Origin of the sequence: Solwaraspora sp. WMMD937, assembly GCF_029581175.1 — a bacterium.
In the GTDB taxonomy this organism is placed as follows: domain Bacteria; phylum Actinomycetota; class Actinomycetes; order Mycobacteriales; family Micromonosporaceae; genus Micromonospora_E.
This window is the reverse complement of record NZ_CP120738.1, coordinates 4,549,702-4,561,821: the sequence shown is the minus strand read 5'-3', so window position 1 is coordinate 4,561,821 and position 12,120 is coordinate 4,549,702. Positions and strand designations below refer to the sequence as shown.

The 12,120-nt window shown below is 72.2% G+C and carries 14 protein-coding genes; 4 read left to right on the top strand and 10 right to left on the bottom strand.

Features of this window, described 5'->3' with window-relative positions; translation table 11 throughout:
• The first annotated feature begins 122 nt into the window (after positions 1–122).
• Positions 123–902, top strand: coding sequence for an HAD family hydrolase (locus O7621_RS20255; protein ID WP_282230696.1), 780 nt, complete (start codon positions 123–125; stop codon positions 900–902).
• Here the strand turns inward: O7621_RS20255 and O7621_RS20250 are convergent, their stop codons facing one another.
• From O7621_RS20250 to O7621_RS20225, 6 genes are all read right to left on the bottom strand, one after another.
• Positions 903–1,832, bottom strand: coding sequence for a diacylglycerol kinase family protein (locus O7621_RS20250; RefSeq protein ID WP_282230695.1), 930 nt, complete (start codon positions 1,830–1,832; stop codon positions 903–905).
• Positions 1,829–2,788, bottom strand: coding sequence for a twin-arginine translocase subunit TatC (gene tatC / locus O7621_RS20245; RefSeq protein ID WP_282230694.1), 960 nt, complete (start codon positions 2,786–2,788; stop codon positions 1,829–1,831). Before tatC ends, O7621_RS20250 begins: the two co-directional genes overlap by 4 nt.
• A gap of 18 nt (positions 2,789–2,806) precedes the next feature.
• The gene (tatA, locus tag O7621_RS20240) at positions 2,807–3,112 is read right to left on the bottom strand and encodes a Sec-independent protein translocase subunit TatA (RefSeq protein WP_282230693.1); all 306 of its coding nucleotides are present in this window, start codon (positions 3,110–3,112) and stop codon (positions 2,807–2,809) included.
• Between the two features lie 205 nt (positions 3,113–3,317).
• On the bottom strand, positions 3,318–3,575 hold the full coding sequence (locus O7621_RS20235) for a hypothetical protein (protein WP_282230692.1): 258 nt from the start codon (positions 3,573–3,575) through the stop codon (positions 3,318–3,320).
• 9 nt (positions 3,576–3,584) lie between these two features.
• Positions 3,585–4,592, bottom strand: coding sequence for a YafY family protein (locus O7621_RS20230; protein ID WP_282230691.1), 1,008 nt, complete (start codon positions 4,590–4,592; stop codon positions 3,585–3,587).
• Positions 4,589–5,584, bottom strand: a complete 996-nt coding sequence (locus tag O7621_RS20225; RefSeq protein ID WP_282230690.1) for a WYL domain-containing protein — start codon at positions 5,582–5,584, stop codon at positions 4,589–4,591. The genes O7621_RS20230 and O7621_RS20225 overlap by 4 nt, the downstream gene beginning before the upstream one ends.
• 80 nt (positions 5,585–5,664) lie before the next feature.
• On the opposite strand from O7621_RS20225, the gene O7621_RS20220 reads away from it, so the two are divergent.
• On the top strand, positions 5,665–6,762 hold the full coding sequence (locus tag O7621_RS20220; RefSeq protein WP_282230689.1) for a DUF3866 family protein: 1,098 nt from the start codon (positions 5,665–5,667) through the stop codon (positions 6,760–6,762).
• Between the two features lie 52 nt (positions 6,763–6,814).
• Here the strand turns inward: O7621_RS20220 and O7621_RS20215 are convergent, their stop codons facing one another.
• The 4 genes from O7621_RS20215 to rfbA all read right to left on the bottom strand — a co-directional run bounded on the left by O7621_RS20215 (position 6,815) and on the right by rfbA (position 10,045).
• Positions 6,815–7,045, bottom strand: a complete 231-nt coding sequence (locus tag O7621_RS20215; RefSeq protein ID WP_282230688.1) for a hypothetical protein — start codon at positions 7,043–7,045, stop codon at positions 6,815–6,817.
• Positions 7,046–7,063: 18 nt separating this feature from the next.
• On the bottom strand, positions 7,064–8,422 hold the full coding sequence (pafA, locus tag O7621_RS20210; protein WP_123601522.1) for a Pup--protein ligase: 1,359 nt from the start codon (positions 8,420–8,422) through the stop codon (positions 7,064–7,066).
• 106 nt (positions 8,423–8,528) lie between these two features.
• On the bottom strand, positions 8,529–9,137 hold the full coding sequence (locus O7621_RS20205) for a dTDP-4-dehydrorhamnose 3,5-epimerase family protein (RefSeq protein WP_282230687.1): 609 nt from the start codon (positions 9,135–9,137) through the stop codon (positions 8,529–8,531).
• Positions 9,137–10,045 (bottom strand): glucose-1-phosphate thymidylyltransferase RfbA, encoded by a 909-nt coding sequence (gene rfbA, locus O7621_RS20200; protein ID WP_282230686.1) that lies wholly within the window; start codon positions 10,043–10,045, stop codon positions 9,137–9,139. Before rfbA ends, O7621_RS20205 begins: the two co-directional genes overlap by 1 nt.
• Before the next feature lie 206 nt (positions 10,046–10,251).
• Between rfbA and rfbB the strand changes: the two genes are divergently transcribed.
• Together rfbB and rfbD are read left to right on the top strand one after the other, a co-directional pair.
• Complete coding sequence (gene rfbB, locus O7621_RS20195) at positions 10,252–11,238, top strand: dTDP-glucose 4,6-dehydratase (protein ID WP_282230685.1); 987 nt, start codon at positions 10,252–10,254, stop codon at positions 11,236–11,238.
• Positions 11,235–12,119: a dTDP-4-dehydrorhamnose reductase gene (gene rfbD / locus O7621_RS20190; protein ID WP_282230684.1), complete on the top strand. Its 885-nt coding sequence runs from the start codon at positions 11,235–11,237 to the stop codon at positions 12,117–12,119. Before rfbB ends, rfbD begins: the two co-directional genes overlap by 4 nt.
• Position 12,120: the final 1 nt, after the last annotated feature.

Below are 12,120 nucleotides of genomic sequence, written 5' to 3'. Positions count from 1 at the left end.
GGCCGGTGGCGTCCCGGTCAGGGGTCTCGTCACTCCCGGGCGCCGATGGTCGAGCAGCGGCGGCGTCCGCGCGGGTTAGGGCAACCTACCGGGCCGCCGAGCCGGCTCGATAAGGTGCAGGCGTGCCGGATCATCCCGAACGCCCCCGCCCCGACGTATCCGCCGGTCCCGGGTACGAACCGGCCGACCGGCCCCGACGCCGCCCGGTCGAGGCGGTCCTGTTCGACTTCCACGGCACTCTCGCCCAGGTCGAGGACCCGGTCCGCTGGGTCACCCAGGGTGCCGAGGCGTGCGGGGTGGCCCTGGACCGGGGGCGGGCTACCGTCCTCGCCGACCGGCTGCTGACCGCCGGCCGGGCCGGTGGGCCACTTCCCACCCGGGTCCCCCCGCAGCTGGCCGAGGTGTGGGCCGACCGCGATCTGTACCCGCAGGCACACCGGGCCGCGTACACCGGGCTGGCCGCGACGGTCGACAGCGGGGTGGACGGCCTGGCCGACGCCCTCTATCAGCGGCTGCTCGGCCCGGACGGGTGGCTGCCGTACGCGGACACCGCCGCGACGCTACGGGCCCTGCACGCCGCCGGGGTGCCGGTCGCCGTGGTCAGCAACATCGGCTTCGACATCCGTCCGCACTTCACCGCCTGGGGCCTGGCCGACCTGATCGGCGCCTGGGCGTTGTCCTACGAGGTGGGCCGCTGCAAACCCGACCCGGCGATCTTCCTGCGGGCCTGCGGGATGCTGCGGGTCGATCCGGAGCGGACCCTGATGGTGGGCGACACCCCGGCCGACGCGGGCGCCGTACGGGCCGGCTGCGCGGCGCTGGTGCTGCCGGCGGCCGACCCGGGTCGGGCCAACGGACTCGCCGCCGTGCTCGACCTGGCCACCGGCGAGCCGGACCGGTGATCACCGCAGCAGCCGCACCGCTCCCGGCACGGCCGTGACGGTCACCGGCAGCGGCCCGAGCCGTTCACCGTCGGCGTAGCAGACCAGATCCGGCGCGTCGATCGTCACCTGGCGGGCCCGGAGGCTGCGCACCATCGGATGGTCGACGTGACTGCCCCTTCGGACCTGCGGTTTGATCCGGATCAGCGTACGGCGGGAGACCGGCCCGGCCACCAGCACGTCGAGCAGACCGTCGGTCGGGTCGGCCGTTGGGCAGATCCGCATCCCGCCGCCGTAGCTGGCGCAGTTGCCGACCGCGACCAGCACCGCGTCGAACTCGTCCGGCTCGCCGTCGCACACCATCCGGTAACGGAGCGGCCGCAGCCGGGCCAGCTCGACCAGGACCGCCAGATCGTAGCGGCGCGGCCCGGCCGGCCAGCGCATCCGATTGGCCCGCTCATTGACGATCGCGTCGAACCCGGCAGCCAGCACCGAGCCGAACCACCGGTCCGGTCGGCCCGGTGCGGACACCCGGGCCAGGTCGACGGGCCGGCTCCGGCCGGCGCGCAGGGCGGCGGCGATGATCGCCGCCGCGCGGGCCGGATCGGCCGGGAAACCGGTGTCGGCGGCGAAGTCGTTGCCGGTACCGGTCGGCACCGGACCCAGCGGGACGTCGGTGCCGGCGAGCGCCTGCAGGGCGAGGTGCACGGTGCCGTCGCCGCCGAGGGTCACCAGTGCCGCCGCGCCGCCGGCCACCGCAGCCCGGCATGCACTCGCCGCCTGTTCAGCGGTGACGGCGGTCAGCAGCGGCACCGGCCGGCCGGTCGCCGCCAGCGCCTCGCGGACCAGCGGCAGGACCGCCGAGTGCCGGCCACGGCCGGCCGCCGGGTTCGCCAGCACCGCCACCGAACCGGGCACGACGGCGGACGGACCGCCGACCGGCCCGGTCACGTCATGTCGTCGTAGCGACGCTCGATCGGCAAAGCTTTCGGCACCGGCTGGGTCGGCACGACCGGGGTGACCGTCTCGGTCCGCTCGGCGACCGCGACCGGCTGCGGGTCGTCGTCCAGCGGCGACGCCTCGTCGTCGTCCATCCCGGCGTAGATCTCCTTGCCCCGGCCACGGCGCTTGTCGTTGAGGAACGCCACCCCGACCGCGACGAAGTACAACAGCGCCAGACACGCCGCCAGCAGGGTCATCCCGAACGGGCCGGGATCCGGGGTGGCGACCGCCGCGAACGCGAAGCAGACGAAGACCACCGCGCGCCACCAGCTGAGCAGGCGGCGTGCGCTGACCACGCCGGTGAAGTTGAGCATCAACAGCACCAGCGGGAACTCGAACGCGACCCCGAACAGCAGGATCATCGTGGTCACGAACGAGATGTACCGGGTGACCTCGAGCTGGGTAGACAGGCCGGTGACGCCGGATTCGAGCAGGAACGCCAGCCCCTTGTCGACGACGAAGTAGGCAAGCATGGCACCGGCCAGGAACAGCGGTGCCGCGATGGAGACGAAGACGTACGCCCATCTGCGTTCGTGCCGGTGCAGGCCGGGAGCGATGAACGCCCAGAGCTGGTAGAGCCAGACCGGGCCGCCGACGATCAGGCCGATCCAGAGCGCCAGCTTCAGCTTCAGGACGAAGCCGTCAGCCGGCGACAGCTGCAGGAACTCCCGGCAGGTGCCGTCTGCGGTCGTCTCGCCGGTGCCGGGCAACTGGCAATACGGCTGCTTGAGCAGTTGGAACGCCGGTTCGGCGAGGAAGAATCCGACGATCAGCCCGACGACGATCGCCAGCGAGGCCCAGAACAGTCGGGTACGCAGCTCACGAAAGTGCTCGATCAGGGTCATCGAGCCGTCGGAGGCACGGTCGAACTTGCTCGGACCGCGCCGGCGCAGGGCGAAGCCCACGGCAGGAGACCTTTCCGGTCAGTTGGCGTCGCGGACGCGCTGTGGCTGCTGATCGGCCGCCGGGGCCGGCGGTGGCTGGTAGCCCGGCTGATGCACGCTGGTCGGCTCGATCACCGGCTCGGCCTGGTACGGCGCGCGGCCGTGCTGGGCGTCGGCCTTCTCGGCGAGGTCCTTGTCGTCGTCGGCGAGGCTCTTGGTCTCGGCCTTGATGATCCGCAGGGAGCGGCCGAGTGACCGCGCCGCGTCCGGCAGCCGCTTGGCGCCGAAGAGCAGGATCAGCACGACCACGAGTACGGCGATGTGCCACGGCTTCAGGGCATGCATGGCATAGCTCCAGTCGGTGCGTCGGGTGGTGACGAGCCCATCGTACGTGCGTTCGCGGGGTCCGCCACCTGCCAGACCGGGTCAATCTGGCCTGGTCGGTGAAGTCTCAACCACGATCAACTGACCCGTCAACCACGGACGGCACAACGCTGACCGGCGCTTCGCAGGCACTGGCCGAACAGGCCAGCCCGGCGTGACCGGCCGGTCAGCCGCGGCCGTCCGGCCGGTCCCCGGCCGGCCCGCGTCGGGTGGTGGCGGCCCCCGCCAAGCTTTGCTCCAGCTTCGCCAGCCGCAGCTGCAACTGCTCGGCCTGCGCCGCCAACGCCTCCGCTTCGTCCTGGCGGCGCTGCAGGGCGAGCGCGGCACGGCGCAGCGCCGGCAACCGGGTCAGCACCGGACGGACCACCGCGACGAGCACCAGCAGCGCGCATCCCAGCACGGCGAGAACGATCCAGGTCAGCACCTGAGCAGACTAGCCGCTAGCGGACAGGTCCGCAGCCGGTGCACCACCGGGAACGGCGTACGCGGCAAGCGCGGCGGACGCGGCCGCGTGCACCTGCGCGACCAGCTGCGCCGGAGCGACCACCGTCACGTCCGGGCCCAGCCCGAGGACGAACCGGCGGGCCCAGGCCAGATCGGTGACCCGCATGGTGACCAGCCACTCCCCGTTCGGTTCGACCCGGACGTCCTCGCACGGGTAGTACTCGGTGATCCACCGACCGCACCGGCCGACCCGCAGGACCACCGACGGTAGGCCCGGCGACGGTTGGAACGCGGCCTCCCGGGGTTCGTGCCGACCGGCCTGCGGCGGAACGGCGGCCGGCTGGTCCAGCTCAACCAGGGCGTCGACCCGGTCGGCCCGGAACAGCCGGACCGCCTCGGCCCGCCGGCACCAGGCCTCCAGATAGCCCCGACCGCCGATCATGAGCACCCGGATCGGGTCGACGACCCGGTCGGTGGTCTCGTCGCGGGCCGCCGTGTAGTAGGTGATCCGTACCGCCCGGCCGCTCTGTGCCGCCGACCGCAGCCGGTCCAGCCGGGCCGTGTCTCCGGGCAGGCGTACCGCGACCGGGGCGCCGGCCGACTCGCCCGCCGCGTCCTCGATCTTGGCCAGTGCCCGCTCGACGGCGTCCCGGTTGGCCAGCCCCGGCGTCTCGGCCAGCATCCGCAGCGCCACCACCAGGGCCAGGGCCTCGTCCGGCGTCAGCCGCAACGGTCGGTCGATCCCGGCGTCGTAGGTGATCGTCACCCGGTCGCCGTCGAACGCCATGTCGATCAGGTCACCCGGACCGTAGCCGGGCAGCCCGCACACCCACAGCAGCTCCAGGTCCTCCCGCAGCTGACGCGCGCTGGTGCCCAGGTCGGCGGCGGCCTGGGCGATCTCCACGCCCGGCCGGGCCAGCAGGTAGGGCACCAGGTTGAGCAACCGGGCGAGCCGGTCGGCGGAGGCCCGCGAGCCGGTCGGTCGGGACGTGGTCACCCCCGCACCTCCGCACCGGCCGGCTGGTGCGCCACCACGATTTCCTTCAGCCGCTGGATCACCAGCTCGCGCAGCTCCGGCGGGTCGAGCACCCGCACGTCGGCGCCGTACCTGGCCAGCTGGCCGGCGAGCGCCTCCGGCTCGGCGTAGCGCAGGGTCAGCCGGTCACCGTCCGGGCCCGGGACGCAGGACTCCGCGCCCCGCCGCAGGCCGGCGGCCCGGCCCGGCCCGGTCAGCACGGTGGCCACCCCGGCACGTTCGACCGGGTCCGACCAACGGGCGACGTGACTGATCAGGTCGACGCCGGTCGGCGGAGAGAAACTGCCGGCCCGACCGGTGAGCCGCACCGCGCCCACCACCCGGGACAGTCGGAAGCAGCGGGTGGCCGCACGGTCCTGGTCGTGGCCGACCACGTACCAGCGGCCCCGCCAGCAGACCACCCCCCAGGGCTGCAGCCGCCGCCGGGTGGGGGTGTCGCCGCTGGGCACCCGGTAGTCGAAGGTCACCGGACGCCGGTCGCGGGCCGCGGCGGTCAACGCGGCGAACGCCGGGTCGACCGTGACCACCGGCTCCACCCCGAGGGTGGCCTGCGGATCAACGTCGATGCCGGCGGCCCGCAACTTGGCCAGCCCGGACGAGGCGGCGGCGGCCAGCCCGGCGTGCTGCCACAGCCGGGCGGCGATGCCGACCGCGGCGGCCTCCTCCGGCTCCAGCGGGATCTCCGGCAGCGCGTACTCGCGGTGGGCGATCCGGTAGCCCGGTTCGCTGTCGAAGGCGCTGGCCGCGCCGGTCTCCAGCGGCACGCCGAGGTCGCGCAGCTCCGCCTTGTCCCGCTCGAACTTGCGCTGGAAGGCCTCGTGGTCACGGACGTCGGACGGATCGTGTTCGTAGCCAGGTACGGTCGCGGCGATCTGCGCGGCGGTCAGGAAGCGCCGCGTCGACAACAGGCAGATCACGAGATTGACCAGGCGTTCGGTCCGGTTGCGGGACACGGCACGACGCTAGCAGTGTCGGCGGGGCAGCGACCGCCCCGCCCGGCCGCTGTACGGGGGTGCAGGTTAGCGTGCCCGGCATGGTGCGATGGCGTGACGGCAGGGTCACCGCGGTCCGGCGGCGGTGGCGCGGGGCGGTCGAACTGGACGTCGTGGTCGACGGGGAGCCGGTACGCGCGGTGGCCTATCCGGCGCTGGTCGGCGAACCCGAACCCGGCGACCGGGTGCTGCTGAACGTCTCGGCACTGCTGATGGGGCTCGGCACCGGCGGGTACGCCCTGGTGGTGGCGGTGCCGGACCGGCTGCCGCCGGACCCGCCGGGCGGGCGGGACCGCTCCGACGGGCATCTGGTGAAGGCCCGCTACACCCCGCTGCAGGCGATCGTGTGCGGGGTCGACGAGGAGGCGTCACCGCACCGACAGGTGCTGGCCGACGCCGAGGACCTGGCCGGGATGCCGGTGGTCACCGCCGACCTGCACTCGGCGCTGCCGGCGATCGTCGCCGGCGTCCTCGCCGACCGGCCCTGGCTGCGCGTCGGGTACGTGATGACCGATGGCGGGGCGCTGCCCGCTGGCTTCTCCCGGACCCTCGACGGGCTGTCCGCAACGCTGGCCGGTACGGTCACCGTGGGCCAGTGCTTCGGCGGCGATCTGGAGGCCACCACCGTGCACAGCGGGCTGCTGGCGACCCGGCACGTGCTGGCCGCCGACGTGACGGTGGTCTGCCAGGGTCCGGGCAACCTCGGCACCGGCACCAGATGGGGTTTCTCCGGCGTCGGGGTGGGCGAGGCGGTCAACGCCGCCGCCGTACTCGGCGGGCGGCCGGTCGGCGCACTGCGCATCTCCGCCGACGACCCGCGGCCGCGCCACCGCGGCCTGTCGCACCACAGCAGCACCGCGTACGGCCGGGTGGCGCTCGCTCCGGCGGACCTGGTGGTGCCGGCGGACCTGCCGGCGGAGATCGCCGACGACGTGGCGACCGCGTTGCGTCAACTGGTGGCGCCGACCGGCCGGCACCGTGCGGTACGGGTCGCCACCGACGGTCTCGACGCGGCGTTGCGGGCCAGCCCGGTGCCGCTGCGCACGATGGGCCGGGACCTGGCCGGCGACCACGCCTACTTCCTGGCCTGCGCGGCCGCCGGCCGGCACGCGGCGGCGCTGGCCGGCGGCGACCAGTGACCTGACAGCGCTGGCCGGCGGCGACGGGGGCGGCCGACCCGGCGGCACCGGCTCAGCTGACGATGATCAGGACCGCCCAGGCACCCAGGATGAGCGCCAACGCCGTGGCGAGCACCCAGGTGGGTACGGTGTACTCGCCGCGCCGGTTGCGGGCGATCTCCGCGGCAATCTTGTTGCGCCGCCGCTCGAGCCAGGTCTCGGTCCGGGGAAACGGACTCGGCTGGCCGGCGTCGGACGGCGGCAGTGGTGGTGGCGCGGGATCGTCGCGGGTGGGGTCAGCCATTGTCTGGTGAGCCTACCGTCACATGCTCGCGATCAGCCGCTCCACCCGCTCGTCGTAGGCCCGGAACGGGTCCTTGCACAGCACGGTCCGCTGGGCCTGGTCGTTCAGCTTGAGGTGGACCCAGTCGACGGTGAAGTCCCGCCGCTTCTCCTGGGCGTGCCGGATGAACTCCCCGCGCAGGCGGGCCCGGGTGGTCTGCGGCGGGGTCTCCTTCGCCTCGAAGATCTCCGGGTCGGTGGCCACCCGGTCGACCTGGCCGCGCCGCTCCAGCAGCGCGTACAGCCCGCGGCCGCGGCGCAGGTCGTGGTACGCCAGATCCATCTGGGCGACCCGCGGGTGGGACAGCGGCAGATCGTGCTTGCGCTGGTAGCGCTCGATCAGCTTCAACTTGGTCACCCAGTCGATCTCCCGGGCGACCGGGTCCAGGTCACCGGTCTCGACCGCCCGCAGTGCCCGGCCCCACAGCTCGACGACCCGTTTGGCGGTCTGGTCGCCGCCCCGGCGTTCGACGAACTCGGTCGCCCGGGCCAGGTACTCCTGCTGAATTTCCAGCGCGCTGACCTCCTTGTTGGAGGCGAGGCGGATCTTGCGCCGGCCGGTGATGTCGTGGGAGACCTCGCGGATCGCTCGGATCGGGTTCTCCAACGACAGGTCCCGCATGACGACACCGGCTTCGATCATCCGCAGCACGATGTCCGCGCTGCCGACCTTGAGCAGCGTGGTCACCTCGTTCATGTTGGAGTCGCCGACGATGACGTGCAGCCGGCGGTACCGCTCGGCGTCGGCGTGCGGTTCGTCGCGGGTGTTGATGATCGGCCGAGACCGGGTGGTCGCCGAGGAGACGCCCTCCCAGATGTGCTCGGCCCGCTGGGACAGGCAGTAGACCGCCCCGCGCGGCGTCTGCAGCACCTTGCCGGCACCGCAGATGAGCTGCCGGGTGACCAGGAACGGGATGAGCACGTCGGCCAGCCGACCGAACTCGCCGTGCCGGGACACCAGGTAGTTCTCGTGGCAGCCGTACGAGTTGCCGGCCGAGTCGGTGTTGTTCTTGAACAGGTAGATCTCGCCGGCGATGCCCTCGTCGTGCAGCCGCTTCTCGGCGTCCACCAGCAGCCCTTCGAGGATCCGCTCGCCGGCCCGATCGTGCGCCACCAGGTCGGTGACCGAGTCACACTCCGGCGTGGCGTACTCCGGATGGGATCCGACGTCGAGGTAGAGCCGGGCCCCGTTGCGGAGAAAGACGTTGCTGGACCGCCCCCAGGAGACCACCCGGCGGAACAGGTAGCGCGCCACCTCGTCCGGCGACAGCCGCCGCTGGCCGCGGTAGGTGCAGGTGACACCGTACTCGGTTTCGAGCCCGAAGATTCGCCGTTCCATGACCAGACATTAGCCGCCCCGAGGGCTCCGTGGTCAGTCTCGGGCGACCTGTCGGACGAACGACGCCCGACAGGTCGCTTTCGCGCAGAGTTAACGGCCAGATGCGTTACGGCGACTCGGCGACGGAGAGCCGGGCGGTGAACTCCCGGCAGCGGCCGTAGTCCGGCAGCAGGCCGTCGGCGCGGGCCTTGGCCAGGGTCGGGGCCGCGTCGTCGCGGGCGGACAGCTGTGGCGCGGCGACCGGCCAGTCGATGGCCAGGTCGGCGTCAAGAGGATGCACGCCGTGCTCGGCGCGCGGGTTGTAGGTGGCAGAGCAGAGGTAGTTCAGGGTGGCGTCGTCGGACATCGCGCAGAACCCGTGCCCGAGTCCTTCGCTGAGGTAGACCGCGCGGCGGTCCACGTCGTCCAGCCGCACCGCCGTCCACCGGCCGAACGTCGGTGAACCGACCCGCAGGTCGACGATCACGTCGACCACCGCGCCCCGTACGCAGCTGATGTACTTGGCCTGGCCGGGCGGCACGTCGGCGAAGTGGATGCCCCGGACCACGCCGCGCGCCGAGACCGACAGGTTGCCCTGGGCCAGCCGCAACGGATGCCCGACCGCCCCGGCCAGGTGGTCGAAGCGGTACCACTCCATGAACAGCCCACGCGGGTCACCGTGCTGCTGCGGGGTGACCTCCCAGGCACCCTCGATCTCGAGCTCCCGGATCTTCATCAGGCCTCCTCGGCCGGTCCGGCACCGGACAACCGGTGGTCGTGGTGCTCCTCGAGCAGGCTCAGCAGGTAGCTGCCGTAACCGCTCTTGGTCAGCGGCTCGGCGAGGGCACGCAGCTGACCGTCGTCGATCAGTCCGGCGCGCCAGGCGGACTCCTCGATGCAGCCGATCTTCATGCCCTGGCGCTCCTCGATCACCCGGACGAACTCAGCGGCCTGCATCATCGAATTGAACGTGCCGGTGTCCAGCCAGGCCGTCCCCCGGTCCAGCACGGTCACCGACAGCTGACCGGCCCGGCGGTACGCCTCGTTGACCGCGGTGATCTCCAGCTCGCCGCGGTCGCTCGGTTTCAGCCCTGCGGCGATCTCCACCACCTGGTTGTCGTAGAAGTACAGTCCGGGCACCGCGTAGCGCGACCGAGGCCGCTTCGGCTTCTCCTCGATCGACAGGACCCGGCCGGCGGCGTCGAAGTCGACCACACCGTACGCCTCGGGGTTGGCCACCGGGTAGGCGAAGATCAGGCCGCCGGTCAGGTCGGCGTGGTCGGACAACTTCCGGCCCAGACCAATGCCGTGGAAGATGTTGTCGCCCAGGATCAGCGCGACGGACTCATCGCCGATGAAGTCCGCGCCGAGCACGAACGCCTGGGCGATGCCCTCCGGCCGGGGCTGCGCCCGGTAGCTCAGCCGCAGACCGAACTGCGCGCCGTCGCCGAGCAGTCGTCGGAACTGCGGTTGATCCTCCGGTGTGGTCACGACCAGGATCTCCTGGATGCCGGACATGATCAGGGTGGCGAGCGGGTAGTAGATCATCGGTTTGTCGAAGATCGGCATTAGCTGTTTCGACACGGCGCGAGTGATCGGCCAGAGCCGAGATCCGGTACCGCCGGCGAGTAGGATTCCACGCACGGCGGGAGCCTACCGGCCTAACCACCCACAGCAACCGTCAATGGGCTCCCTGTACGGGCCGGTCACGGATGTCGGACCCTTCGTCCGACACCTGCTGGGCCGGTCGTGCACCAGTCCATTGCCGGTCCCGGCGGGGACATCGTCGGATAGCCGTCACCGGCGATCCCCCGGTCGACGGTGCCGGTGTCCCGTAGACTCCCGGACCTGTGAGAGTCCTCGTCACCGGCGGTGCCGGCTTCATCGGTTCTGAATTCGTCCGGATGCTGCTCACCGATCCGAACGCCCCGGTCAGTCCGGCTACGGTGACCGTGCTGGACAAGTTGACCTATTCCGGCAATCTCGCCAACCTGGCCCCGGTCCGCGACGACCCACGGCTTGCCTTCGTCCAAGCGGACATCTGCGACGCCGCCGCCGTCGACCGGGCACTCGCCGGACACGACATGGTGGTGCACTTCGCCGCCGAGTCGCACGTCGACCGGTCGATCACCGGTGCCGCGGAGTTCGTGACCACCAACGTGGTGGGCACCCAGACCCTGCTCGACGCGGCGCTGCGCCACGGGACGGACCGGTTCGTGCACGTCTCGACCGACGAGGTGTACGGGTCGATCGACGAAGGGTCGTGGACCGAGGACTGGCCGTTGTCACCGAACTCGCCGTACTCCGCGTCAAAGGCCGGCTCCGACCTGCTGGCCCTGGCCTACCACCGGACACACGGCATGGACGTGGTGGTGACCCGCTGCTCCAACAACTACGGGCCCTACCAGTTCCCCGAGAAGGTCGTCCCGCTGTTCGTCACCAACCTGCTGGACGGCGGTACGGTGCCGCTGTACGGCGACGGCGGCAACATCCGGGACTGGCTGCACGTGCGGGACCACTGCGTGGGCATCGCGCTGGTCGCCGGCGGCGGGCGCGCCGGCGAGGTCTACCACATCGGCGGCGGGACCGAACTGACCAACAAGGAGCTCACCGCCCGGCTACTGGACGCCTGTGGGGTGGGGTGGGAACGGGTCGTCCCGGTCACCGACCGCAAGGGGCATGACCGGCGCTACTCGCTGGACATCAGCAAGATCTCCCGCGAGCTGGGCTACACCCCGAGTGTCACGTTGGACGAAGGACTGGCCGACACGGTCCGCTGGTACCGGGAGAACCGGCCCTGGTGGGAGCCGCTGAAGAAGCCTGTGGCGTCGTCGTGACCGCCGCAGACCGGTGGCTGGTCACCGGCGCCGGTGGGATGCTGGGGCGGGACCTGCTGGCCGCGTTGACCGACCACCCGGACACCCGGTCGGTGACCGCGCTGACCCGTACCGATCTGGACATCACCGACCCGACGGCGGTCGCTGCCGCCGTCGACGGGCACCAGGTAGTGATCAACGCCGCAGCGTGGACCGACGTGGACGGCGCGGAGGCGGCTGAGGAAGCCGCCACCGCCGTCAACGGCACCGCCGTGGCGCATTTGGCCCGGGCCTGCGCCGACAGCGGCGCGCGCCTGGTGCACGTCTCCACCGACTACGTGTTCGCCGGCGACGGCACCTCCCCGTACCCGGAGGACGCCCCGACCTCGCCGGTCAACGGGTACGGCCGCAGTAAGCTCGTCGGCGAGCAGGCCGTCGCCCGACTGCTGCCGGAGCGCGGCTACGTGGTGCGGACCGCGTGGCTCTACGGAACGCACGGACCGAACTTCGTCGCGACCATGCTGCGGCTGGCCGGTGAGCGCGAACACCTCGACGTCGTCGATGACCAGCATGGTCAGCCGACCTGGTCGTACGCTCTCGGCCGCCAGCTCGTCGCACTTGCCGGGGCATCGGTCGCCGGCACCGCCCCCGCCGGGATCTACCACGCGACGGCGAGCGGGCAGACGACCTGGTGCGGGCTGGCCCGCGAGGCGTTCGCGCTGCGCGGCCTCGACCCGGCGCGGATCCGCCCCACCACCAGTGCCAACTTCCATCGGCCCGCCGCCCGGCCGGCGTACTCGGTGCTCGGACATCGGCGTTGGGCGCTCGCCGGACTACCGGTCATGGCAGACTGGCGGAGCATGCTCTCCACCGCGTTGCGCGACCCGGCGTTCGGCGGCTGAT